This window comes from Dryocola sp. LX212, assembly GCA_041504365.1.
Lineage (GTDB): Bacteria > Pseudomonadota > Gammaproteobacteria > Enterobacterales > Enterobacteriaceae > Dryocola.
In genome coordinates, this window is the sequence record CP167917.1 from 324084 (window position 1) to 348065 (window position 23982).

Below are 23982 nucleotides of genomic sequence, written 5' to 3' on the forward strand. Positions count from 1 at the left end.
CTTTAGATGATTTAATTCACCGTGCTCACTCTTTAAGCCCCCGATCCGGGTTGCACTGCATGTGATCCCAGCCCTTGTAATTGCTGACTTCTGGTACGCGGGTCGGCAGGTTCTGCCAGTTAGCTAACTGAGAAGCCGTTAAGTACTTAAGAGACTTCGGTGGAATGTACGATAACCCCCAGGCTGCACCTGCAAAGCCCGGTCGAAGATGATACTTATCACCGTCTTCATCGACATAATCAACGCCGGAGCCGCCGGGCAAAATCCGTGGGTCATCGAAGGGTTTTGAACTCATGTAAAGATTGCCCTGGCGAGTTAAGAGAAAGCCCTGATCGTTAACGACCGTGAACGAGAGCATATTTTCTCTGGATGGACTCTTTGAGCCGTCCGGTTCGACCGTATGAAACCCAGTGTTAAACGTTGCTGATTGCCATGTTTTTCCGTAATCTTTTGAAACTGCGAAGGCATCCGTATCCCAGGACGGAATGGCAATATAGCGCTCGGAAGGATGCACATACTTGTCAGCAAAGGCCCGGTAAAACTGGCTAGAAACTTCTGAACGTATACCGCGCTGCGGGTCAACGTAGAATAATGCCCCCTCACAGTTCCAACCCTTCAACTCCAGGTAACGATGATCGTCAAACCGGTAAATAACCTGCGTCGGCGACTCCTGCGCGGCCGTACATCCCGCTAATAATATCCCCATGCAGAGCGTCTGGATTACCCGAATCAGGTTGTTCATTCCTTAACCCCACGATCCGGGTTGCACTGCATATGGTCCCAGCCCTTGTAATTGCTGACCTCTGGCACGCGGATCGGCAGGTTCTGCCAGTTAGTCAGGTACTGGTAAGTTAACTGGTCGATTGTTTTCGGTGGAATATACGACAGTCCCCATCCTGGCCCTGCAAAGCCTGGCCGCATATGGTGCTTATCTCCGTCCTCATCAATATAATCAACCCCTTTTCCCCCCGGCATTATGCGCGGATCATCGAAGGGTTTTGAGCTCATGTAAAGATTGCCCTGGCGAGTAAGCAAAAATCCCTGATCGTTTACGACCGTGAACGAGAGCATATTTTCTCTGGATGGACTGCTTGAGCCGTCCGGTTCAACGGTATGAAATCCTGTATCAAAATGCGCGACCTGCCAGGTCTCACCGTAATTTTTTGAAACAAGGAAGGCAGAAGAATCCCACGAAGGAACGGCAATATAGCGCTCCGAAGGATGTATATATTTATCAGCAAATGCCCGATAAAACTGGCTTGCGACTTCAGAACGGATCCCGCGGACCGGGTCAACGTAGTACAACGCCCCCTGGCAGTTCCAGCCCTTCAGTTCCAGATAGCGATGATCGTCAAAGCGATAAATCACCTGTGTAGGTGGCTCCTGCGAGGACGTACATCCTGCAACTAATAACTGTGTAGTCAGGAGCGCTACGCTTAAAGTTCTTGATGTCATCCGATTTTCCTTCTCGGTTCAGAGGGAACAGTATTAAATCCTTGAACCGGGGGCATCGGCCATTGCAGATTTGCTACTTCACGATTATGGACTTCCGGATAACGAGCCGGGATCACGCGGGTGGCATTCATAAACTGGTTCACCACGCCAAATTCCCCTTGCGGTAAGATCTGATCGGGCTTGTTCATGAAAATTTTGGTTTCCGGTTCCGGCAGCTCTCCTGTCCGATAATAGTTCCTGGCATAGCTATCTGTTGACCAACTACGCCAGTCGGCCAATGCGATTAATTCCCGCCAGAATGCACCATGCTCATAATCAAACGACTTGCAGGGGCCGATAGCCAGGTCGTAAGCCATCGCCAGTTCCGGTACTTTAGGCGACATGACAATTGATGAATGCTGGCTGAACATCACATCGTCAGAGGAGGTGAATAGCTTATGCCGCTCGGCTTCGGTCAAATTACGGCGAACGACGATCTTTTTGTTAGCGTCGTTTACGCCGGTGATTTTGCCGCTGACGATATCCATTTGCCGCCAGTTTCTGAGCACATCAATTTCCCTCTGGGTAAGAACGTGACCGGGCTGAAGATGTTTAAAGGGATCGTAAGGCGGGCAGTTGAACACTTCCTCTTTTGTGCGCCGGGCATGGCTGGCTGCCCCAGCTTTCGCGTTATACGAAACCATCTCGTCATTACCACTAACGGGGGTTTTGTAGGCGTTGTTTTGGTCGGATTGGGTATCGAGCGGGTCTGGCTGCCCCATCAGCGTGAAGATAAATGGCTCTGGCAGTTGTTCACCATTGGCCACCACGTCCCCAAAATCCCAGCTTGCGTTCGTCAGCGCTGAATAAGCGAAATCGCCTTTTCCCGCAGCAGGCTTACGAAACGGTTTTCCGTCCGGCGCATGGCCGACGCTGCCGTTCTGGAAAAATACGCGTTGGCGTAAATTGGGGATGGTGTCGGCCAGCTTTTGAGAAACACCGCGCCAGCCAAAGCCCTGTACAGGCAGCAGGGATACCGTGCCGTCATGCGGGGAAAAATAGTTATAGACCTTTCCGAAATTGTTGCGCTGATTTAACGGAGTATCATACCAGCTGCTACTGAATGCCTTGCGCGGGAGCGTCATCGTATCGAGAAGCGCCTTCTGGTCGGCGGCACTCATCAGGCCATCGCCGCTGGCCGCGAACTTCTCGTTCGTCGCCATCAGGCGGCAAAAGTTCTCAAAGGTTTGCTGCCGGGCGGTATCGGTCTGATGATGACCAGGCTGGCCGTTCTCAAGCCAACGATTTTCCAGAGAATACGGGGAGTGATTGAGGATCACGCAGTCAGCCGGTGCCATATCTGCCTGCTTAACCAGCATGTTTGCCAGCATGGTGATAATGGTGCCCTGACTGTGCGCCACAATGTTAATCGTATCGGTGCGAGTAGCCGGGTTACGCCGAATTCTTAATATCAGGTTTGCCAGCCTTTGTGCTGCATAAAACTGGTAAATCCTGTGCGGATTTTTGTAGACCGGCTGGGTAAAGTCACCGCCGTTTGCCAGTTCGCTACGACTCAAAAATCCGACTGCGCCCAGCGCCGCCCCTCCGGCCCCCGGCCCAAGCAAATCAGGGATGTTTGTTGTGGCGTTGGCGAACGTCCCACCGCCCCAGACACCGTTTAAGTCCAGGGTATTATGAAAGTAGTCCATCGCATGCTTGCCACCGAAACGTTTCAGAATCGCCGGGTCATTTTCGCGATAGGCATCATACGGTAAAGGAGTTTGTGGGCTGTTGCCGCTGTTGCGCATGGCCTCACGATACGTTCGCTGGTCTTCCTCCCATATTTCCTTATCTACCGGACGATAACCCCAATAAAACGGGATTACCGGTGAGCGCACCGCGGTGCTGGTGCAGACCATCTGCTTTTTCTGTGTATCGGTACAGTCCTCCATTACCCCTTCCGCATTACGGATTTCGTAGGTTTTTTCTTCCCACTCATGCGGCCATAAATCATCGCGGCCAAGCCGCTTTTTCAGCCCTTCGATGATGCCGCGTTCCTGGTTCTGATAGGCTTCCCCCACGTCATTGACGCCATGAACCAATATCACAATTCCGGGCATTGGACGGTGAACAGGGCAGTTCGTGGTGTACATCGGTTTACCGGCATTTACCGGAACGCCGATACACTGCTGTGCCAGGTAACGGTTATTGTGTGCGCCGAAACTTTGCGGATCTTGTGGCTCTGGAGACTGATCAAATGGGTTGGCATTCTGCGTATCAGATGACTCACTCATACGGTTCCTTCCGTGGTTTCAATATCATGGACTAATTCGAGCGACCAGGTGTCAAGTTCAGATGTGTTCAGCAGTGGCGATTCACCGTTATCATCGGTGATCCCCTCAATGACTTCGCCTTTTTTATGGAGCCTGAAACGTTGACCTTTCAGAATATGATCCGGGTCGTCAGGGGCATGCAGCCGGAACTGTTGGGCCAACTCCCCTGCAGCAAAGGTTGGCTTCAGATGATCAAGGCTCGCCTTCGCCATGTAATCGACGGCAGGCGCTTTAAACCTGACGTAATGCGGTGCGATAAACTCAATTTCACCATCTTTGAGACGGATGCCAGCGCCTCCGCACATCAGCAAAAGTGGACTGACCCCACGACAGTAGACAAATTCTGTCCTCACGATGAGGCCTGTTCAAAGGCCTCCGGACTGACGCCGCCGAGATGACGGTGGCGCCGGGACCGGTTATAGAACACTTCAATGTAATCGAAGATATCCGCCCGGGCCAGATCCCGGGTTTTGTATATTCTCTTCCTGATGCGCTCTTTTTTCAGTGAACTGAAGAACGATTCGGCCACCGCATTATCCCAGCAGTTGCCACGCCGGCTCATGCTCGGAGCCAGGTTATTGGCCCGGCAGAAGCGCTGCCAGTCGTCACTGCCGTACTGGCTGCCCTGGTCTGAGTGCACGATAACCTCGCCGTCGGGTTTACGTCGCCAGACCGCCATCATCAGCGCATCCAGCGCCAGTTCGCGTGAGAGAGTGGGTTTCATCGACCAGCCGACCACGTTACGGGCGAAGAGATCGATAACCACCGCCAGATACAACCAGCCCTGCCAGGTGCGGATGTAAGTGATGTCGGTGACCCAGACCTGATTGGCCCGGACAACAGTAAACTGCCGCTGCACGCGATTCGGGGCAACCACTGAAGGTCGACCAGCGATACGACGCGGCGCTTTATAGCCGCGTACGGCTTTGATCCGGTTCAGTTGCATAATACGACCCACCCGGTTTTTGCCGCAGGTTTCCCCGATTTCGTTCAGGTCGCCATGAACCCGCCGGTAACCGTATACGCCTCCGCTCAGTGAATATGAGTCACGGATAAGCGTCAGCAGGCGCTGGTTATCTTTATCACGTGCCGAGACCGGGTTGTGCAGCCACGCATAGAACCCGGCCCGGGCGACATTGAGTACCCGACACATCGTCATCACACCCCATACAGTGCGGTGCTCATTGATAAAGCGGTACTTCAGTCGGGCTCCCTTGCAAAGTACCGCGCGGCCTTTTTCAAAATATCCCGTTCCTCTTCGGTACGTTTTAGCTGCGCCCGTAGTTTCAGGATCTCGCTTTTGGCCTCCAGTAAATCCCGGGCATGCTGCTCGCTGTTATCGGGTTTAATCGCCCGTAGCCACTTGTAGAGGCTGTGTGCAGAAACGCCCAGACGGTCAGATACTTCGGCGACGGAATAACCGCGTTCCGTTATCTGACGGACAGCCTCTTCCTTAAATTCAGGTGTAAATCGTGGTGTGCCCATACGCTCCTCCTATGCTCAAACTATAGGGCAGGATCGTCTACCGGGGCGGGGTCAGTCCACATGAGGCACTGAACCGTCTAGGAAATCCGGGTCTATTCAGACTGATGACAAACCATACAATAAAAGGCCGTGGTTTTTGAGTGGTTATCTGTATAAATATGCTGCAACGCAATTTTTTGAGTTATTTTGAGATATTTCACGCAAGGACGGATTGAGATGAATCAGCGATTTATTCTGGTGGGCGACACTACTACACACGGCGGCACAATCATTCAGGGCCTATACACGCACACGGTTGAATGTGTTCCAATGGTTATCACCTGTCATAAGTTCAATTGTCCCCAATGCGGCAGAGAGGCAACTTTAATCGGATCGAGTCATGTAACGGTTAATGGTCAGCGTCGGGTGCTGCATGGTGATACAACGACCTGCGGAGCCAGAGTAATTAGCCGTTTTAAAACGGGTATATCAGAAACGGGGGCGAAAGGATAAGGTCAGGGGCCGACGCGCCCATCGTGTGCTGATCCGTGTTCAGACCGGGTTGAGGCTCTTCGAGCCAGGCTGCAAGAATGAAAAAAGCCCCATCGAAATGATGAGGCTTGTTGTGATACACCTGCCGAATCGTCCAACCGCTTGGTATCAGAACAGCTCGTGCGTCTCGCCGTTATCGATAATCGTGGTACCCATTTCATGCACCGCCTGCTGCGTTGGCTGCGTGCCCTCAATGAAATACTCTTCGCGGCTGTTACCGCCGTTGGCCAGCTGGCCCGTGCTGCGGTCGATATTCACCGTCACGATGCCCGGCGGCGGCGTCAGCGGCTCTTCCGGTACGCCGTCCAGCGCCACCTTCATGAAATCATCCCATGCTGGCTGCGCACTCTTCGCGCCGCCTTCATAGCCGGAGATCTGGTCTTTAATGGCGCCGCTTGCAGAAGTGCGGCCCAGATTGCGACGGTGATCGTCAAAACCAATCCACACGGAAGTCACTACGCCAGGACCGTAGCCGGAGAACCAGGCATCTTTCGAGCTGTTGGTGGTGCCTGTTTTACCGCCGATATCGCGGCGCTTCAGATCGCGACCTGCGCGCCAGCCCGTACCCTGCCAGCCCGGCTCACCGTAAATATTGGTGTTAAGCGCGCTTTTAATCAGGAAGGTCAGCGGCGTGTTAATCACGTGGGGCGCGTAGTCTGGCGCGGTAGTCTGCGCAACCAAATCGTTATTGGCCTGCTCCAGTTTTGGCATCGGCACGGCGGCGTTTTGCTGTTCCTGGGACGTTGCAACATCCTCAACGTCCTTATTTTCCAGCACGTCAGATTTTGGCGTATTGCCGTAAATCACCGGCAGATCGCAGTCCGGACAGGCAACTTTCGGTTTGGCCTCAAACACGGTGTCGCCGCTGTCGTTCACAATCTTCGCAATGAAGTAAGGGTCGACCAGGAAGCCGCCGTTTGCCATTACCGAGTAACCGCGGGCCACCTGCATTGGCGTAAACGACGCGGAGCCCAGCGCCAGGGATTCCGTGTGCACGATGTTCTGTGCCGGGAAGCCGAAGCGTTGCAGGTACTCGGCTGCATAATCCACGCCCATTGCACGCATTGCACGAACCATGACCACGTTCTTCGACTGGCCTAAACCCTGACGAAGACGAATCGGCCCGGCGTACTGCGGCGGGGAGTTCTTCGGACGCCAGTCGGAACCGGCACCGGCATCCCAACGGGAAATAGGCACATCGTTGAGAATGCTCGCCAGCGTCAGGCCTTTATCCATTGCCGCGGTGTAGAGGAACGGTTTGATGTTCGATCCAACCTGGCGTAGCGCCTGAGTAGCACGGTTAAATTTGCTCTGGTTAAAGTCGAAGCCGCCGACCAGCGCCATCACGGCACCGTCGTGCGGGTTGATAGACACCAGCGCGGAGTTGACGTCCGGCACCTGGCCTAACCACCATGCGTCATCAACCTTGCGAACCCAGATTTGCTGCCCTGCCTGTACCACGTCGGTGACTTTGCGCGGCGTTGGGCCTTGCGAAGTATCTGAACGGTACGGTCGCGCCCAGCGCATGCCTTCCATGTTCAGCGCCACTGACGTGCCGTCGGCCATCAGTGCCGTGGCTTCCGCTGGGCTCGCCTGGGTCACAACCGCCGGGAACAGCGGGCCGTAGACCGGCAGGCTTTTCAGCGAGTCGATAATCTTCTTATCGTCCCATGCGCCTTCACCTACTTTCCATAGCACGTTAGACGGGCCGCGGTAGCCATGGCGCATGTCGTAGTTCATCACGTTGTTACGCACGGCCTGCTGCGCACCCTGCTGAATCTTACGGGTAACGGTGGTGTAAACCTTGTAGCCGTCTTCATAGGCTTTATCGCCGTAGCGGCTAACCATGTCCTGACGGACCAGTTCGGACAGATAAGGCGCAGAGAACGCGATTTCCGGGGCATGGTAGTTGGCAACGATAGGCTGGCTGTGGGCTTCATCGTACTGGGACTGGGTAATGTAACCCTCGCTCATCATACGAGAGAGCACGACATTACGACGAGATGTTGCTCTTTCAAGCGAATACAGCGGGTTAAACGTTGACGGTGCCTTAGGCAAACCGGCAATGACCGCGATTTCACTGAGCGTCAGCTGATCGACAGGTTTTCCGAAATAAACCTGTGCTGCGGCACCCACGCCGTATGCGCGGTAACCGAGGTAGATCTTATTCAGATACAGCTCGAGAATTTCGTCTTTGCTCAGCATCTGCTCAATACGAATCGCGAGGAAGGCTTCTTTGATCTTACGAGTCAGCGTGCGCTCGGGGCTCAGGAAGAAATTACGCGCCAGCTGCTGAGTAATGGTACTCGCGCCCTGGGATGCGTGGCCTGAGAACAGCGCAATGCTCGCCGCACGGAAGATCCCCACCGGGTCAACGCCATGGTGCTCATAGAAACGGCTGTCTTCGGTGGCAATAAATGCCTTCACCATGACGGGCGGGATCTGACTGAGGGTCAGCGGAATACGACGCTTCTCACCGTACTGGGCAATTAATTCCCCGTCAGCGCTGTAGACCTGCATTGGAATCTGCAGACGCACATCTTTCAGTGTGGCGACATCGGGCAGCTGCGGCTCGATAAATTTGTACAAACCGTAAATCGAGCCGGCTCCCAGCAGAATGCAACAGACTGCAAGGATTAATAAATACTTTACGAACTTCACCTTAAATTTCCCATTACGTTTCCACTGGGCAGTTTATAAACAAAAGCGCAGTAGTATAAAGGCAAGCCAGTAGCTTTGATATGCCAAATTCGCAAGCAAACGATACGGAGATCGTCACTATGGTTATCAATACCTGGCAAATAGGCCTGGAAATTCAACGGGAAATGCTGTGCGCCGTGGCCGTTCAGCGGCAGCGTCAGGGCTGGCAGCTACGCCACTGGTGGCAGCTCCCTGTGCCTGAGCACACCTTCCGCGATGGCGTGGTGCAGTCATCAGAAAGCTTGATTAAAGTGTTGGCGCAGTGGCGGCGGGAACTCCCCTTACGCCATCAGCTCCGCGTTGCCTTTCCTTCACAGCGTACCCTGCAACGGCCCGTCCCCGCCCCTGATAACCGTCTGCGGGAGCCGGAGCGCGAGGCTTATCTCGCCGCCGCAGCTGCCAGGCAACTTCAGATGTCCCCAGCACAGCTTAGCTGGGATTACGAGATACAGCCTCAGGATGCCGATAAGCGTCTGGTCACCGCAGCCCGGCGCAGCGATGTGGATGCGCTTCTTCATTGCTTCACAAAACAAAGGCTTTTTCCTGCGACGCTGACGCCCGCTGCCAGCGTCCTGTCCGCGCTGAGCAAATGTTGTCAGCCGGACACTCCCCGGCTGCTGGTGCACAGGGAAGTCGACCACTGGCTGTGGGCCACAACAGACGAGCCTGCGGAGTGGGGGTGGGTGGATAGCCGCCAGGCCGCAACCTTCGCCGATCTCTGTCTGCATCTGCACGCTGCACCGCATGAAATCGCCCTCAGTAGTTCGCTACCGGAGCCGTTGCCACCGGGAGTACAGCTTCTCGATGCCTGGCGGGCGCTGGCGCGTTTGCAACCTCCGCTGCCGCGGCACGGCGGTTGCTTCACCGTTGCTATTGCTCTGGCAATCGGGCGGATTTGTCGATGAGAGGCGTTATCAATCTTCTGCCGTGGCGGCAGCATCAGCGCCTTATTCGGCTGCGCTTCTGGAGCCTGCTGGCAGCAGGCTGTTTGCTGGCGCTTTTGCTTACGGAGCTTGCCCGGGCCGTATCGCTTAGCGGGCAGGCGGCGCAGCAACGCCTGTACGAGGGCTCCCTGGCGGACCTACAGGGCGCGTTGCAGCATAAACAGCAGACGCTGCTGGAGCTTGAACGCCAGCAGCAGGCAGAGCAGCAGCTTAAAGTCCGGCGACAGAGGGTAAAGGCGTGGGAGTCACGCTTTATCCAGCTGGCCGCCGGGTTACCGGTCGGCGTGTGGCTGAAGGCCCTTTCTCTTACCGGCGATAAAGTGAACGTGCAGGGTTACGCGGCAGCGGCTGAGGACATTCATCTGGCCGGCAGGCATTTTCAAACACTGGACGGTGTCGATACCGTCCAGTGGGGTGAGGTGAATCAGGAAGGCGAAGGTCGTATCGGTTTTGCAATGAGCATGGGTCTGGCGCAGGGAGGTAAGGATGGTCGAACGCTGGATTAGCGGCCCGGCCTGGGCGAAGGCGTTAAGTTTGCTTGCCGCTTGCGGTCTTCTGACGACAATTTTTGAGTTTGCTGTCCTTCAGCCACGTCAGGCCAGGCTTCATGAAGCGCTTGTGGCGCAGCAACAGGCCCGACTTAAAGTCGCTCAGCTTCGGCATAAGGTCGTCGGACTGGCTGTTTCAACACGAGCGCGCACACGCTCCAGCGCAGAAGCCTCTCCTCGCCCGTTCTCTCTGGTAGAGCTGCTGTCAGCAAGCGGCGGTGAGCTGCACAAATGGTTACCGGCGGATAAACCGGCCACGCTGGAATTGCGCATGGCCTGGGAAAAGCTGCCCGGGCTGTTTGCCGTACTGTCCGGTTACGATGCCGTTCATCTGCAGGCTTTTTCTATCGAACCTGTAGGCACTCGCTTACGCCTGACTCTGAGGCTGGAGCTCGCCAATGCCCCGTAATCTGCTTCTGTTATTACTGATGGCGGCGCAGGCATCAGGCGCTATGCCTCGCAATCCCTTCCAGCCACTGGTTACGCCCTGCGATGCCCTGACCGGCAGCCTGGATAAGTGGCAGCTTAAGGGGGTGGTCAGCTCAGCGGCTGACGCAATTGCAATTATGCAGGATCCCAGCGGGCGCTGGCGGCGAATCACCACTGGGATGGATACCGAGCCCGGTACGCCGGTCACCAGCATCTCTCAACAGCAATTAACGGCCGCTCTGCCCGCAAAGTGTGGGCCGTCTGTTTATCAATGGAAAATCAAAGGAGTAAATCATGACATGGATGCGAATGTTCGTGCTGCTGGCGGCATGGCCGCCGGTAAGCCTTGGCGATAAAGGTGTCTCGCTGGTGCTCGATAACGCGCCGGTGGCTCAGGTCCTTCAGGCGCTGGCAGTGAATCAAAATATCAACTTGCTGATTGCGCCGGGCGTGGAGGGGGCGGTTTCCCTGCATCTGGTAAATATCCCGTTGAAGCAGGCGTTTGCGCTGGTGCTAAAATCCGCCGGGCTGGCCCAGCAACGGGAAGGGAGCGTGGTGCAGATCTGGCCGAAGGAGCGCCAGCGGCAGATGCAGGTGCTTGAAGAGGAACGGCAGAAACAACGGGCGCTTAAGCTGCCTCTGGCCCATCGAGTTTTTTCGCCGGTCCACGCTGAAGCTGGCGCGCTTGCGGAATCCCTGAAAGGAATGGGAGATAAACTGCTCAGCCCACGCGGCAGCGTGTCGGTAGACGGCAGAACTAATCGTCTGATTATCCAGGATACGGCTGCGGTGTTAAAAAACGTCGCCGGGTGGGTGAATGAGATGGATCTGCCGATGGGCCAGGTAGAGATCGCCGCGCATATCGTGACGATCAATCAAAACAAGCTGCGCGAGCTGGGCGTGAAGTGGAGCCTTGCGGACGGGGAGAAGAGTAAGATATTGCCTCACCCGGATTCCTTAAGTGCCGATGTCGCCGTGGCTGCTGCAACGGCGCACGCCGGTTTTAATATTGCGCGCATCGACGGTCGCCTGTTGGAAATGGAGCTCTCTGCCCTGGAGCAACAGCAGCAGCTGGAGATTATCGCCAGCCCTCGGCTGATGGCGGCGCACCAGCAGCCGGCGAGCATTAAGCAGGGAACGGAAATTCCCTACCAGGTTTCCAGCGGTGAAAGCGGAGCGACGTCAATTGAATTCAAAGAAGCCGTGCTAGGTATGGAAGTTACGCCTACTATTCAACCGCAGGGCAATATTCGTCTGAAATTGCGAATTAGCCAGAACATGCCCGGCAGAAGTATTCAACAGGCAGAGGGCGAAGTGCTGGCTATAGATAAGCAGGAAATTGAAACGGTTGTCTCGGTGAAAGAGGGAGAGACGCTGGCGCTGGGCGGTATCTTTCAGCAGCATAATAAAGAGAGCAGGGACAGCGTCCCCTTACTGGGAAGTATACCGCTGCTGGGCGGTCTTTTCCGGCATGACGCGAAAGATCGTCAACGCCGGGAGCTGGTGGTTTTTATCACCCCAAGACTTATTCCCCATCCGTAGTCATTTTCTGCGCAATCCAGGGGTTTTTCTGCCAATCCCTGCTCAGGTGTTTGACGCCAGAGAGGAATTAGCTTACAAGGTGTACCGTTTCGAGAGGCAGGGTAATGAAATCCTGTGACCGATAAACCTGATTTATGCTTTTATCGCTCCCTGAAGACGTTGAGTGATTTAATCGGTTGCCAAACTACCTTGAGTGTTGAGATAATTTTTAGTCTGACTCTCGCACTATCGCTTATGAGGTTTCAGTTCATGTCCCGCCGCAGCAGTATGTTACCCGGTGGGTTTATCATCAACGAATTGTCTTAGTAGTACCGAAAAAATGGCAGAGAAACGCAATATCTTTCTGGTTGGGCCTATGGGTGCCGGCAAAAGCACTATTGGGCGTCAGTTAGCTCAGCAACTCAATATGGAATTTTTCGATTCTGATCAAGAGATTGAGAAACGTACCGGAGCTGATGTGGGCTGGGTATTCGACGTTGAAGGCGAAGATGGCTTCCGCGATCGCGAAGAGAAAATCATTAACGAACTCACTGAAAAACAGGGCATTGTGCTGGCGACTGGTGGCGGCTCTGTGAAGTCTCGCGAAACCCGTAACCGCCTCTCAGCCCGTGGCGTTGTGGTGTATCTTGAAACCACAATCGAGAAACAGCTTGCTCGTACACAGCGTGATAAAAAGCGTCCGTTGCTGCAGGTTGAAACACCGCCGCGTGAAGTTCTTGAAGCCCTGGCGCAAGAACGCAATCCTCTGTATGAAGAGATTGCTGATGTGACGATTCGCACTGACGACCAAAGTGCCAAAGTGGTTGCTAACCAGATTATTCATATGTTGGAAAGCAATTGATTCTGGCTTAATCGAAAAACGCCTGCGGGCAAAGCTTCAAAAGGTGGACTTCGCGTTATGGAGAGGTTAGCAGTTACTCTCGGGGAACGTAGTTACCCTATCACCATTGCGGCCGGGTTATTTAATGACTCGGCGTCTTTTTGGCCGCTACAGGCGGGCGATCAGACGATGCTGGTGACCAACGAAACCCTTGCGCCACTTTACCTGGATAAGGTTCGTGGTGTGCTTGAGCAGGCGGGCGTTAAAGTCGATTCCGTCATCCTTCCGGATGGCGAACAATTCAAAAGTCTGGCTGTACTCGATACCGTCTTTACGGCACTGCTGGAAAAACCTCACGGTCGTGACACAACGCTAATCGCCCTCGGTGGCGGCGTCGTGGGAGATTTGACCGGTTTTGCCGCAGCGAGTTATCAGCGGGGCGTTCGCTTTATCCAGGTTCCGACCACGCTGCTTTCGCAGGTGGACTCCTCCGTTGGCGGCAAAACGGCCGTTAACCATCCCCTTGGTAAAAATATGATTGGCGCGTTCTACCAGCCGGCTTCGGTGGTGGTGGATCTTGACTGTCTTAATACCTTACCGAAACGGGAACTGGCGTCGGGCCTGGCTGAAGTGATCAAGTATGGGATAATCCTCGATACGGCTTTCTTTCGCTGGCTTGAGGAGAATCTCGATGCGCTGTTAGCCCTTGACGGTAAAGCGATGGCTTACTGTATTCGTCGTTGTTGTGAGCTAAAAGCAGAAGTTGTTGCAGCGGACGAGCGCGAAAGCGGCTTACGTGCTTTACTCAATCTGGGCCATACGTTTGGTCATGCGATTGAAGCTGAAATGGGCTATGGAAAATGGCTACACGGTGAAGCGGTTGCGGCTGGCATGGTTATGGCCGCCCGCACAGCGTTTCGTCTGGGGCAATTTAGTGAAGCCGATGTTCAGCGGGTTATTATGCTTTTACAGCGTGCCGGGCTGCCCGTTACCGGGCCGCAGGAAATGTCAGCAGACGCATATATGCCCCACATGATGCGTGATAAGAAAGTACTGGCAGGTGAGCTGCGTCTTGTACTGCCGCTTGCTATAGGGAAGAGTGAAGTACGTGGCGGAGTGCCACACAATGTCGTTTTGTCCGCCATTGCTGATTGTCAGCAGGCGTAACTATTAGAAATAATTGGTCGTTGCAATCTGGCGACTTTTAACTTCAAGCTTATTGCATAAGCTAACGCTGGCATGAGCCTTTGAGTGGGGTGTTAAATGGATGAATTTAAACCGGAAGACGAGCTAAAACCCGATCCCAGCGATCGCCGTCGGGACCGTACGCGCAAATCTGAAGAGTTCGATAACGAACCTCAGCTAAATGTCGATGATGTCGACCTGGATGCCGATGAGCCTCGCCCATCGCGCTCCCGCCGACCGCGTAACGAAGAAGAAGCATACGAAGAAGAAGATGAGCTGAGAGACGAGCTCAAAGTTGAAGCCGCCGAACGCCGCCCTGCGCGTGGCCGCAAAAAAGCACCTAAGCAGAAAGTCCCTGTGTCACGTCAGCACCTGATGATGGGCATCGGTATTCTGGTTCTGCTGCTACTGATTATTGGTATTGGCTCCGCGCTGAAGTCGCCGTCCTCCGATACTGAGACCGCCAATACTAACGCTGGCGCTGAGAAAAATATCGACCTGAACACCGGCGCTCAGCCTAATAACGCCGCCCAGATGACCCATGGCCAGCCTCAGCAGGGCAACGCGGGAAATCCGCAGGAAGTTAATCTGCCGCCTATCTCGTCAACCCCGACTGAAGCGCAAACGCAGCCAGCGCCGCAAGGCCAGCAGCGGGTAGAGGTTCCGGGCGATCTGAACAATGCGCTGACTCAGCAGCAGGGCCAGATCGACAATGCGGCCAGCGGCTCTACGCTGCCGACCCAGCCTGCAACGGTTGCTCGCATGGCGGGAAGTAATTCCACGACCGAACCAGCCCATGCAACGAACAGCCAGCCTGCACACCATACTGCTTCACGCCCTGAACGTAAGAAAACCGTGATTGAGCCGCGTAAGACTCAGCCCGTAGCGACTAAACCACAGACAACGGCGAAAACCACTACGAGTGAGCCAAAAGCTGCGCCAAAACCGGTTGCTACAACTAAGAGCAGCGCACCTGTCAGCGCACCAGCTGCAGCGAAAGAACCTGTGAAAGCTCCGGCTACGACATCCACGTCTACACCGAAAGCGGTCGGCCCTACGGCAACGACTTCTGCTGCCGGTACAGCGACGGCGGGAACCAGTAGCACTCCGGCACCGGCTGCCAGCGGCGCTGCGGTTAGTGGTGATGCGGGTGCGATTAAAGGCGCACCGGGCAGCCATTACACCTTGCAGCTCAGCTCTTCTTCTAACTCGAACAACCTGAACGCGTGGGCGAAGAAAGAGAATCTGCAGCACTATATGGTTTACCAGACCGTGCGTAACGGGCAGCCGTGGTATGTACTGGTCAGCGGGATTTATGCCAGCAAGGAAGAAGCGAAACGTGCAGTTGCAACACTGCCAGCTGACGTGCAGGCAAAAAACCCGTGGGCAAAACCAATACATCAGGTGCAGTCCGATCTGAAGTAATGAAGAAGCGCAGTCGCTGTCGGAACTTTTCCACAGCTGGAGAAGGTGTAAATAGTTAGGCAGCATGAAAAAAAATCGCGCTTTTCTGAAATGGGCAGGGGGGAAATACCCCCTGCTCGATGACATTAAGAAGTACCTGCCAGAAGGTGATTGTCTGATTGAGCCGTTCGTAGGAGCAGGCTCAGTCTTTCTGAACACTGACTACTCCCGCTATATCCTTGCGGATATCAACAGCGATCTGATTAACCTCTACAACATTGTCAAAGCGCGAACTGACGAGTATGTTCAGGAAGCACGCAGCCTGTTTACGCCCGAGTGCAACGACAGCGAAGTGTTTTATCGCTTCCGCATGGAGTTTAACCAGTGTACGGATCCGTTCCGTCGCGCGGTGCTGTTTTTATACCTGAACCGTCATTGTTACAACGGCTTGTGCCGTTATAACCTGCGTGGGGAATTCAACGTGCCGTTTGGTCGTTACAGCAAGCCCTACTTCCCGGAAGAAGAGCTGCATAACTTTGCCGAACGCGCGCAAAATGCCACCTTTATCTGCCAGTCGTATGATGTCAGCATGACGGGCGTCGCGCCGGGATCGGTGGTCTACTGCGATCCGCCGTATGCGCCGTTATCGGCCACGGCGAATTTCACGGCCTACCATACGGACAGCTTCAGCATGACGCAGCAGCAGCATCTGGCTGAACTGGCGGAACGTCTGCAACGAAACAATGTGCCTGTGCTGATATCGAACCATGCGACGGAGCTGACCCGCGTCTGGTATCAACAGGCGACGCAGCTGCTGACGCTACAGGTCAGACGCAGCATCAGCAGCAATGGTGGAACGCGTAACAAGGTGGACGAACTGCTGGCGCTCTATGGGGTAGCCTGAGCCGTTTCGTTCGCCTCAAAATGAAATGCTACTGGAGAAGCGGATGAAACAGTATTTGATTGCCCCCTCAATCCTGTCTGCCGATTTTGCCCGTCTGGGTGAAGACACGGCCAGCGTGCTGGCTGCAGGTAGTGACGTCGTCCATTTCGATGTTATGGATAACCATTACGTTCCCAATCTGACCATAGGCCCGATGGTGCTCAAATCCCTGCGTGATTACGGTATTACCGCACCCATTGATGTTCATCTGATGGTCAAACCCGTCGACCGCATCATTCCCGATTTTGCCAGTGCGGGCGCGAGTATTATTACCTTCCACCCGGAAGCCTCCGAGCATGTTGACCGTTCGCTTCAGCTGATTAAAGAGCACGGCTGTAAGGCAGGCCTGGTGTTTAACCCGGCAACGTCCCTGAATTGGCTGGATCACGTAATGGATAAGCTGGACGTTATCCTGCTGATGTCGGTCAACCCGGGCTTCGGCGGGCAATCTTTTATACCGCATACGCTGGAAAAATTGCGCCAGGTCCGTGAACGTATCGATGCCTCCGGCTACGATATTCGCCTTGAGGTCGATGGTGGCGTGAAAGTTGATAATATCGCCGAGATAGCCGCAGCGGGCGCCGACATGTTTGTTGCTGGCTCAGCCATCTTCAGCCAACCGAATTATAAAGAAGTCATCGATCGCATGCGCGACGAGCTGGCAAAGGTAAGTCATGGATAAGTTAGAAATAATTCGCGGTGTCGCCTTTGATTTAGACGGCACCCTTGTGGATACTGCGCTGGGCCTGGCCCAGGCGATGGATCAGGCGCTCTATGCCCTCGAACTGCCAACGGCAGGGGAAGAGAACGTCGAGAAGTGGATTGGCAACGGCGCGGACGTGCTGGTACAGCGCGCGCTGACCTGGGCGCTGAAAGGCCAGGAGCCGACGTTCGACCAGTGCCTGATGGCCCGTAAGCTCTTCGACAGCTACTATGCGCAAACCGTCGACGAAGGCAGTTTCCTGTTCCCCGGCGTTGCTGATACGCTGGCAATGCTTGCTGAAAAAAGTGTGCCGATGGGGCTGGTCACCAATAAGCCTACGCTGTTCGTGCTGCCGCTGCTTGAAAGCCTCGGCATCGCGAAACACTTCACCGTCATCATCGGCGGCGACGACGTGCAGAACAAAAAGCCGCACCCGGAACCGCTGTTTAAGGTGATGGAAAAGCTGAACATCAGCGCGGCTGAAATGCTGTTTGTCGGGGATTCCCGCAATGATATCCTCGCCGCGCAGGCCGCAGGCTGCCCGAGCGTTGGGATGACCTACGGCTACAACTATGGCGAGTCCATAGCGCTGAGCAAACCAGATTACATACTGGATAAGTTCAGTGACCTATTGCCCGCGTTCGGGCTCTCTTGCAAAGATAATCAGGAAGCAGATCATGAGTAAACCCATCGTATTTAGCGGCGCGCAGCCCTCTGGCGAATTAACCATCGGCAACTACATGGGTGCGCTGCGTCAGTGGGTTCAGATGCAGGACGATTACCACTGCGTTTACTGTATCGTTGACCAGCATGCGATCACCGTGCGTCAGGATGCCACTAAGCTGCGCAAGGCAACGCTTGATACGCTGGCGCTCTACCTGGCCTGCGGCATCGACCCGGAAAAAAGTACCATCTTCGTGCAGTCCCACGTGCCGGAGCATGCGCAGCTGAGCTGGGTGCTGAACTGCTACACCTACTTTGGCGAGCTGAGCCGCATGACCCAGTTTAAAGACAAGTCATCGCGCTACGCTGAAAACATCAACGCCGGCCTGTTCGACTACCCGGTGCTCATGGCCGCCGATATCCTGCTTTATCAGACCAACCTGGTGCCGGTGGGGGAAGATCAGAAGCAGCACCTGGAGCTGAGCCGCGATATCGCCGCCCGCTTCAACGCCCTGTACGGCGAAGTGTTCAAAGTGCCGGAGCCATTTATTCCTAAATCCGGTGCACGCGTCATGTCTCTGCTTGAGCCGACCCGTAAGATGTCCAAGTCGGACGAAAACCGCAACAACGTGATCGGCCTGCTGGAAGATCCGAAGTCCGTGGTGAAAAAGCTCAAGCGCGCGGTCACTGACTCGGAAGAGCCGCCTGTAGTACGTTATGACGTAGCGAACAAAGCCGGGGTGTCCAACCTGCTGGATATCATGTCCGGCGTGACGGGCACATCCATTCAGGAGCTGGAACAGCATTTTGAAGGCAAAATGTATGGTCACCTGAAGGGCGAAGTGGCAGAAGCTGTTTCCGGCATGCTTATCGAACTGCAGGAGCGCTATAACCGCTTCCGCAACGACGAGGCCTTCCTGCAGCAGGTGATGAAAGACGGTGCTGCCAAAGCCCGCAGCCACGCCAGCGCGACGCTGAAAAAGGTCTACGAAGTCATCGGCTTCGTGCCTCAGCCGTAAGCGATATTTATCTGGCTTACAAACCCGCCCTGTTCGGCGGGTTTTTTTATTTTGATGGCAGGTTGTAGGCATGGATCAAAAAGAGAGAGAAAGCTTCCCTTTTGGATCAGTGATTAGAGAACCAGTTCAGCTTGTCGCGCAAAGCAACCACGCGGCCAACAATGATCAGCGCCGGGCTTTCCACCTGGGTTGCCAGCTCGCCAAGCTGGTTCAGCTCACCGTTCACTACACGCTGCTTCACGGACGTGCCGTTTTCGACCAGCGCCACGGACATATCTGCCGGCATGCCGTGCTTGATGAGGTTTTCCTGAATCGCGGCAGCCTGGTTCAGGCCCATGTAAAACACCAGCGTCTGCTTTTCAGCCGCCAGGTTGTGCCAGTCCAGCTCGCCACCTGTTTTCAGGTGCCCGGTAACCAGGCGCACACTTTGTGCGTAATCACGATGGGTAAGCGGGATACCGGAATAGGCAGAGCAGCCGGAAGCGGCGGTAATGCCCGGAACTACAGAGAACGGAATGCCGCCGTTGCACAGCGTTTCCAGCTCTTCGCCACCGCGCCCAAAGATAAACGGATCGCCGCCTTTCAGACGCACTACGCGTTTCCCCTTCTGGGCTTCTTGCAGCAGGATTTGGTTGATCTCTTCCTGCGGCACGCAGTGGAAGCCAGCGCGTTTACCGACGAACACCCGGTCCGCATCGCGGCGTACCAGGTTCATGATGTCATCCGATACCAGGCGGTCATAAACCACCACGTCCGCCTGCTGGATCTGTTGCAGGCCTTTGAGCGTCAGCAGACCCGCATCGCCCGGCCCCGCGCCGACCAGCACCACTTCACCGCGGTGATCCAGCGACTGGTTAAACAGCGATTCGGTTTCCTGGTCGATGGCCTTCTGGTCTTCGTTAGCCAGATACTGTGCCAGACGGTCATTGGTGAAGAACTTTTCCCAGAAGCGACGGCGTTCGCCCATCGTGGCAAATTTCGCTTTGACGCGGCCACGCAGCGTACCCGCATAGCCCGCAATTTTGCCCAGGTGCAGCGGAAGAATAGCCTCCAGCTTTTCACGCAGCAGGCGCGCCAGCACGGGAGAGGTACCACCGGAAGAGACGGCAACCATCAGCGGCGAGCGGTCGATAATCGACGGCATGATAAAGCTGGCCTGCTTCGGGGCGTCTACCACGTTGCAGAAAATACGGCGGGACTCAGCGGCATCGCTGACCTGCTGGTTCACCGCATCGTCGTCGGTGGCGGCGATGGCCAGCCAGCTGACATCGAGCAGTGAAGGGGAGAAAGGACCCTGTTCAAGGGTAAGCATGCCCTGTTGCGCCCACGCCTGAAACTGCGGGGTAAACTCCAGGGCATTAACGGTGACGAGCGCACCTGCCTCCAGCAATAAACGTGCTTTACGTTCTGCGACGTCGCCACCGCCAACTAACAGGCAGGCGCGACCTCGTAACTGACAAAATATCGGCAGGTGATCCACGTACGGTCCTCAATTATTGGCGTGCAGTCTCAGCAGTTGCGATGCGCTCAGGCTGCGGGCGTTCGGCTTTTGGCGTAGCATACCAATAACCCAGACCCATGAATACTACACCTGAAAGGGTATTACCGAGGGTCACCCACAGCAGGTTATGACCGATACCGGCAAGCGTATAGGCCTCGCTGTGATGACCGAACCAGGAGAGCGCAAACAGCGTCATGTTGGCGATGGAGTGCTCATAGCCGGAGGCGATAAACGCCAGCAGGCACCACCAGATAGCGATGAACTTCGCCGCACCTTCGGTACGGATTGCCATCCAGATCGCCAGACAAACCAGCCAGTTACACAGCGCCCCTTTAAAGAACAGCACCGTGGCCGGAGCTGTGGTTTTTGCCAGCGCAACCGCGTGTACGATGCTGGTATCTACCGGCAGCAGGCTGCCGCCGCCCCAGCTGTAAAGCAGGGCAACGAAAACGGAACCTACCAGGTTACCCAGCCAGGTCTGCGGCAGAATGGCCCACATCTGAACGTGGGAAAGGGTGCCCGCTTTGACGCCAAAGGTCAGGAACATGGTGTGGCCGGTGAACAGTTCGGATCCAGCGATAATCACCAGCGTCAGGGCGATACCAAAGGTGGCGCCCATCACTAAAGGACGAATAGACGGATCGAGCAGGTTGCCCAGCGTGAAGATTAAAATGATGCCAAGGCCAACGTAGGCCCCTGCCATCGCAGAGCTAACCCAAAAGCCGAGCGGATTACTTTTCGACAGGCGGGCAATGCGCGCGGCGTTAGCAGCACATTTGTTAATGGTATCGGTGAACATTTTGCTATCCCTAAAGGTAAAAAATAAAGGAACTCTCGTGTAGTTCGATGATTTAATTGGTTTGTCCCCTCTCCCTTCAGGAAGAGGGGGAAGCTGAAACCCTCTCCGGGGCTTAGGCTTTTATCTGTACCATGCCGTCCTGCACGCGTGCTTCGAAGTGCGCGATAGAGTGACTTTCATCCTCCATGCACAGGCCGTCACGCAGGCGGAAGCGCTGTTTTTTCAGCGGGCTGGCGACCCACAGTTCATTCTGGTGCTCGGCAATTAACCCGCGAGACAGGACGCTCGACTCAAAGAAAGGGTCGATATTGCTGATGGCGTACACCTGCTCGTCGTTACGCGGGCGGAAGATTGCAACCTGCTGGTCACCCAGCAGCGCGCAGACGCCGGTTGCTGGCAGGATGTCGTTTAACTGACAAACGGTAGTCCACTGGCTCATACGATCTCCTCCGCTTCTACCATGGTGACTGGAATACGCTCATACGGCGTGGCCGGACGGTGCTGCTCGCGCTCTGGCACGACCTGTACGTTCGGGTCGCGCTGCGGGCTGTTGATAAAGTGTCTGAAGCGAACCTGGGTTTCCGGCGTGTTCACCGTTTCAGTCCACTCGCAGATCACTTTCTCACGCAGGCGCGCAAGCTCCGACTCAAGCTGTTCGTTGAGGCCCAGCTTGTCGTCGATGATCACGCTCTTCAGGTAATCGATGCCGCCTTCCAGGTTGTCCAGCCAGGAGGCCGTACGCGTCAGTTTGTCGGCGGTGCGGATATAGAACATCATGAAGCGGTCGAGGTATTTGATCACGGTGTCGCTATCAAGGTCCGCCGCCAGCAGGTCCGCATGGCGCGGCTTCATGCCGCCGTTACCACAGACATACAGGTTCCAGCCTTTCTCGGTGGCGATAATTCCCACGTCTTTACCCTGTGCTTCCGCACATTCACGGGTACAGCCGGACACGCCGAACTTCATTTTGTGCGGGGTACGGATGCCTTTGTAGCGGTGTTCCAGCTCAACGCCGAAGCCCACGCTATCGCCCACGCCGTAGCGGCACCAGGTGCTGCCCACGCAGGTTTTCGCCATACGCAGCGCTTTGGCGTACGCGTGGCCGGTTTCGAAACCAGCTTCAATCAGCTGACGCCAGATGTCCGGCAGATCGTCTTTCTGCGCGCCGAACAGGCCGATACGCTGGGAGCCGGTGATCTTAGTGTAGAGGTTATATTCGCGGGCGATGCGGCCCACTTCCATTAGCCCTTCCGGGGTAATTTCACCGCCGGCAGAACGTGGGATCACCGAGTAGGTACCGTCCTTCTGGATGTTGCCGAGGAAGTTGTCGTTGGTGTCCTGCAACGGCGTGTGCTGCGGTTCCAGCACGTAGTCGTTCCAGCAGGAGGCCAGCAGGGAACCCACGGTTGGCTTACAGACTTCACAGCCGTAGCCTTTACCGTATTTGTTAAGCAGCTCGTCGAAGGATTTGATCTGCTCGACGCGGATCAGGTGGAACAGCTCCTGACGGGAGAACGCGAAATGCTCACAGAGGTTGTTGTTAACTTCGATACCCTGTTTAGACAGCTCGGCGTTCAGCACCTGGGTGACAAGCGGGATACAGCCGCCGCAGCCTGTACCGGCTTTGGTTTCTGCCTTCAGGGCCGCTACGGTATGGCAGCCGCTGTTAATGGCTTTTACCAGATCGCCCTTGGTGACGTCGAAGCAGGAGCAGATCTGCGCGCTGTCCGGCAGTTTATCCACGCCGATGGATGGTTTGCCGCTGCCCGCGTGAGCCGGGAGGATCAGCGAGTCCGGGTTTTCCGGCAGTTCAATGGCGTTCAGCACCAGCTGGAGCAGGTTGCCGAAGTTAGTGGTGTCACCGACCAGCACCGCGCCCAGCAGGGTTTTGTTGTCTTCGCTGACGACCAGGCGCTTATAAACTTCTTTGCTTTCGTCCAGATAAACATAGCTGCGGCAGTTCGGCGTACGGCCATGGGCGTCGCCGATACCACCAACGTCCACGCCCAGCAGCTTGAGCTTGGCGCTCATGTCTGCGCCTTCAAAGGCGTTCGCGCTGCCCAGCAGATGGTCAGCGGTGACCTGGGCCATTTTGTAGCCAGGCGCTACCAGTCCGAAGACGCGGTTGTTCCAGCTGGCGCACTCGCCGATAGCGTAGATATCCGGGTCTGAAGTCTGGCAGCTGTCGTTGATGGTAATGCCGCCGCGCGGGGCCGTTTCCAGGCCGCACTGGGTGGCCAGTTTGTCGCGTGGGCGGATACCGGTTGAGAAGACAATGAAGTCGATTTCCAGATCGCTGCCGTCGGCAAAGCGCATGGTTTTACGCGCTTCTTTCCCTTCCTGTACGATCTCCTGGGTGTTTTTGCCGGTGTGAACCCGCACGCCCATGCTTTCAATTTTGTTGCGCAGCTGCTCGCCGCCCATCTGGTCGAGCTGCTCGGCCATCAGCATTGGGGCAAATTCAATAACGTGAGTTTCCACGCCGAGGTTTTTCAGCGCGCCTGCAGCTTCAAGACCCAGCAGGCCACCACCGACTACCGCGCCGCGCTTGCTGCGGTGGGCGCAGGCTTCAATGGCGTTCAGATCTTCGATGGTGCGGTAGACGAAGCAGTCCTGCGTTTCAGAACCTTTGATTGGCGGGATCCACGGGTATGAGCCCGTGGCCATTACCAGCTTGTCGTAATAAACAGTTCGGCCTGTATTGGAGTGAATCACTTTTTCCTGGCGGTTAATGGTGATGGCACGTTCGCCAATCAGCACGTTAACGCCGTGCTTCTCGTAGAAGCCTTCGCGAACCAGAGATAACTCTTCGGCGGTATGGTGGGAAAAATAGGATGAAAGGTGCACGCGGTCATAGGCTTTGCGCGGCTCTTCACAAAAGACGGTAATCTCAAACTGGCCTGGCTGAGCTTTATCAAGTAAGTCCTCGATAAAGCGATGGCCAACCATGCCATTACCGATAATTGCGATTTTGACTTTGCTCATAATTGCCTCAATTT

23 protein-coding genes are annotated in these 23982 nt (G+C 55.4%); 13 read left to right on the forward strand and 10 right to left on the reverse strand.

Features of this window, described 5'->3' with window-relative positions; translation table 11 throughout:
- Window positions 1-25 precede the first annotated feature (25 nt).
- The 5 genes from ACA108_01500 to ACA108_01520 form a co-directional block, all read right to left on the reverse strand.
- Complete coding sequence (locus tag ACA108_01500; GenBank protein ID XEX96251.1) at window positions 26-742, reverse strand: hypothetical protein; 717 nt, start codon at window positions 740-742, stop codon at window positions 26-28.
- Entirely contained in the window at window positions 739-1455 is a 717-nt protein-coding gene (locus tag ACA108_01505; protein XEX96252.1) for a hypothetical protein, read from the reverse strand. The genes ACA108_01500 and ACA108_01505 overlap by 4 nt, the downstream gene beginning before the upstream one ends.
- Window positions 1452-3728 carry a DUF3274 domain-containing protein gene (locus tag ACA108_01510; protein ID XEX96253.1) on the reverse strand — a complete coding sequence of 759 codons (2277 nt, stop codon included), beginning with the start codon at window positions 3726-3728 and terminating at the stop codon, window positions 1452-1454. Before ACA108_01510 ends, ACA108_01505 begins: the two co-directional genes overlap by 4 nt.
- Complete coding sequence (locus tag ACA108_01515; GenBank protein XEX96254.1) at window positions 3725-4120, reverse strand: hypothetical protein; 396 nt, start codon at window positions 4118-4120, stop codon at window positions 3725-3727. Before ACA108_01515 ends, ACA108_01510 begins: the two co-directional genes overlap by 4 nt.
- A protein-coding gene (locus ACA108_01520) for an IS3 family transposase (protein XEX96255.1) occupies window positions 4117-5252 on the reverse strand; the annotation gives its coding sequence in 2 pieces (ribosomal slippage) (window positions 4117-5006 and window positions 5006-5252; 1137 coding nt in all). Before ACA108_01520 ends, ACA108_01515 begins: the two co-directional genes overlap by 4 nt.
- Window positions 5253-5468: 216 nt before the next feature.
- Here ACA108_01520 and ACA108_01525 point away from each other — a divergent pair.
- Window positions 5469-5744 carry a PAAR domain-containing protein gene (locus ACA108_01525; protein ID XEX96256.1) on the forward strand — a complete coding sequence of 92 codons (276 nt, stop codon included), beginning with the start codon at window positions 5469-5471 and terminating at the stop codon, window positions 5742-5744.
- A gap of 147 nt (window positions 5745-5891) precedes the next feature.
- Here ACA108_01525 and mrcA read toward each other — a convergent pair whose 3' ends face one another.
- Complete coding sequence (gene mrcA, locus ACA108_01530; protein XEX96257.1) at window positions 5892-8444, reverse strand: peptidoglycan glycosyltransferase/peptidoglycan DD-transpeptidase MrcA; 2553 nt, start codon at window positions 8442-8444, stop codon at window positions 5892-5894.
- Window positions 8445-8524: 80 nt separating this feature from the next.
- Between mrcA and pilM the strand changes: the two genes are divergently transcribed.
- The 12 genes from pilM (at window position 8525) to trpS (ending at window position 18683) form a co-directional block, all read left to right on the forward strand.
- Window positions 8525-9388 carry a pilus assembly protein PilM gene (gene pilM / locus ACA108_01535; protein ID XEX96258.1) on the forward strand — a complete coding sequence of 288 codons (864 nt, stop codon included), beginning with the start codon at window positions 8525-8527 and terminating at the stop codon, window positions 9386-9388.
- A complete protein-coding gene (locus ACA108_01540; GenBank protein ID XEX96259.1) occupies window positions 9385-9933 on the forward strand; it encodes a PilN domain-containing protein in 549 nt (182 codons plus the stop codon). The genes pilM and ACA108_01540 overlap by 4 nt, the downstream gene beginning before the upstream one ends.
- Window positions 9914-10384 (forward strand): hypothetical protein, encoded by a 471-nt coding sequence (locus ACA108_01545; protein XEX96260.1) that lies wholly within the window; start codon window positions 9914-9916, stop codon window positions 10382-10384. The genes ACA108_01540 and ACA108_01545 overlap by 20 nt, the downstream gene beginning before the upstream one ends.
- A complete protein-coding gene (locus ACA108_01550) occupies window positions 10374-10760 on the forward strand; it encodes a HofP DNA utilization family protein (GenBank protein XEX96261.1) in 387 nt (128 codons plus the stop codon). Before ACA108_01545 ends, ACA108_01550 begins: the two co-directional genes overlap by 11 nt.
- Window positions 10699-11946 (forward strand): type IV pilus secretin PilQ, encoded by a 1248-nt coding sequence (pilQ, locus tag ACA108_01555; protein ID XEX96262.1) that lies wholly within the window; start codon window positions 10699-10701, stop codon window positions 11944-11946. The genes ACA108_01550 and pilQ overlap by 62 nt, the downstream gene beginning before the upstream one ends.
- A 319-nt stretch (window positions 11947-12265) precedes the next feature.
- Window positions 12266-12787 (forward strand): shikimate kinase AroK, encoded by a 522-nt coding sequence (aroK, locus tag ACA108_01560; protein ID XEX96263.1) that lies wholly within the window; start codon window positions 12266-12268, stop codon window positions 12785-12787.
- Window positions 12788-12844: 57 nt separating this feature from the next.
- On the forward strand, window positions 12845-13933 hold the full coding sequence (aroB, locus tag ACA108_01565) for a 3-dehydroquinate synthase (protein ID XEX96264.1): 1089 nt from the start codon (window positions 12845-12847) through the stop codon (window positions 13931-13933).
- A 96-nt stretch (window positions 13934-14029) separates the two neighbouring features.
- Window positions 14030-15376, forward strand: coding sequence for a cell division protein DamX (damX, locus tag ACA108_01570; GenBank protein ID XEX96265.1), 1347 nt, complete (start codon window positions 14030-14032; stop codon window positions 15374-15376).
- A gap of 64 nt (window positions 15377-15440) precedes the next feature.
- Window positions 15441-16259, forward strand: a complete 819-nt coding sequence (dam, locus tag ACA108_01575) for an adenine-specific DNA-methyltransferase (GenBank protein XEX96266.1) — start codon at window positions 15441-15443, stop codon at window positions 16257-16259.
- A 43-nt stretch (window positions 16260-16302) separates the two neighbouring features.
- Complete coding sequence (gene rpe / locus ACA108_01580) at window positions 16303-16980, forward strand: ribulose-phosphate 3-epimerase (protein XEX96267.1); 678 nt, start codon at window positions 16303-16305, stop codon at window positions 16978-16980.
- On the forward strand, window positions 16973-17686 hold the full coding sequence (locus tag ACA108_01585) for a phosphoglycolate phosphatase (GenBank protein XEX96268.1): 714 nt from the start codon (window positions 16973-16975) through the stop codon (window positions 17684-17686). The genes rpe and ACA108_01585 overlap by 8 nt, the downstream gene beginning before the upstream one ends.
- On the forward strand, window positions 17679-18683 hold the full coding sequence (gene trpS, locus ACA108_01590; GenBank protein ID XEX96269.1) for a tryptophan--tRNA ligase: 1005 nt from the start codon (window positions 17679-17681) through the stop codon (window positions 18681-18683). The genes ACA108_01585 and trpS overlap by 8 nt, the downstream gene beginning before the upstream one ends.
- 106 nt (window positions 18684-18789) lie before the next feature.
- Here the strand turns inward: trpS and cysG are convergent, their stop codons facing one another.
- From cysG to nirB, 4 genes are all read right to left on the reverse strand, one after another.
- Window positions 18790-20163, reverse strand: coding sequence for a siroheme synthase CysG (cysG, locus tag ACA108_01595; protein ID XEX96270.1), 1374 nt, complete (start codon window positions 20161-20163; stop codon window positions 18790-18792).
- Between the two features lie 13 nt (window positions 20164-20176).
- Window positions 20177-20983: a nitrite transporter NirC gene (gene nirC / locus ACA108_01600; GenBank protein ID XEX96271.1), complete on the reverse strand. Its 807-nt coding sequence runs from the start codon at window positions 20981-20983 to the stop codon at window positions 20177-20179.
- 112 nt (window positions 20984-21095) lie between these two features.
- Window positions 21096-21422: a nitrite reductase small subunit NirD gene (gene nirD, locus ACA108_01605; GenBank protein ID XEX96272.1), complete on the reverse strand. Its 327-nt coding sequence runs from the start codon at window positions 21420-21422 to the stop codon at window positions 21096-21098.
- Window positions 21419-23968, reverse strand: coding sequence for a nitrite reductase large subunit NirB (gene nirB / locus ACA108_01610; GenBank protein ID XEX96273.1), 2550 nt, complete (start codon window positions 23966-23968; stop codon window positions 21419-21421). Before nirB ends, nirD begins: the two co-directional genes overlap by 4 nt.
- Window positions 23969-23982: the final 14 nt, after the last annotated feature.

Bases quoted from the DNA above. Each gene is read 5' to 3' on its own strand.
- nirD (XEX96272.1), bottom strand. From the start codon at position 21,422: ATGAGCCAGTGGACTACCGTTTGTCAGTTAAACGACATCCTGCCAGCA.
- ACA108_01525 (XEX96256.1), top strand. From the start codon at position 5,469: ATGAATCAGCGATTTATTCTGGTGGGCGACACTACTACACACGGCGGC.
- ACA108_01585 (XEX96268.1), top strand. From the start codon at position 16,973: ATGGATAAGTTAGAAATAATTCGCGGTGTCGCCTTTGATTTAGACGGC.
- aroB (XEX96264.1), top strand. From the start codon at position 12,845: ATGGAGAGGTTAGCAGTTACTCTCGGGGAACGTAGTTACCCTATCACC.
- pilQ (XEX96262.1), top strand. From the start codon at position 10,699: ATGACATGGATGCGAATGTTCGTGCTGCTGGCGGCATGGCCGCCGGTA.
- rpe (XEX96267.1), top strand. From the start codon at position 16,303: ATGAAACAGTATTTGATTGCCCCCTCAATCCTGTCTGCCGATTTTGCC.
- nirB (XEX96273.1), bottom strand. From the start codon at position 23,968: ATGAGCAAAGTCAAAATCGCAATTATCGGTAATGGCATGGTTGGCCAT.
- ACA108_01545 (XEX96260.1), top strand. From the start codon at position 9,914: ATGGTCGAACGCTGGATTAGCGGCCCGGCCTGGGCGAAGGCGTTAAGT.
- trpS (XEX96269.1), top strand. From the start codon at position 17,679: ATGAGTAAACCCATCGTATTTAGCGGCGCGCAGCCCTCTGGCGAATTA.
- ACA108_01540 (XEX96259.1), top strand. From the start codon at position 9,385: ATGAGAGGCGTTATCAATCTTCTGCCGTGGCGGCAGCATCAGCGCCTT.
- ACA108_01510 (XEX96253.1), bottom strand. From the start codon at position 3,728: ATGAGTGAGTCATCTGATACGCAGAATGCCAACCCATTTGATCAGTCT.
- dam (XEX96266.1), top strand. From the start codon at position 15,441: ATGAAAAAAAATCGCGCTTTTCTGAAATGGGCAGGGGGGAAATACCCC.
- aroK (XEX96263.1), top strand. From the start codon at position 12,266: ATGGCAGAGAAACGCAATATCTTTCTGGTTGGGCCTATGGGTGCCGGC.
- damX (XEX96265.1), top strand. From the start codon at position 14,030: ATGGATGAATTTAAACCGGAAGACGAGCTAAAACCCGATCCCAGCGAT.
- ACA108_01550 (XEX96261.1), top strand. From the start codon at position 10,374: ATGCCCCGTAATCTGCTTCTGTTATTACTGATGGCGGCGCAGGCATCA.
- pilM (XEX96258.1), top strand. From the start codon at position 8,525: ATGCCAAATTCGCAAGCAAACGATACGGAGATCGTCACTATGGTTATC.
- nirC (XEX96271.1), bottom strand. From the start codon at position 20,983: ATGTTCACCGATACCATTAACAAATGTGCTGCTAACGCCGCGCGCATT.
- ACA108_01500 (XEX96251.1), bottom strand. From the start codon at position 742: ATGAACAACCTGATTCGGGTAATCCAGACGCTCTGCATGGGGATATTA.
- ACA108_01505 (XEX96252.1), bottom strand. From the start codon at position 1,455: ATGACATCAAGAACTTTAAGCGTAGCGCTCCTGACTACACAGTTATTA.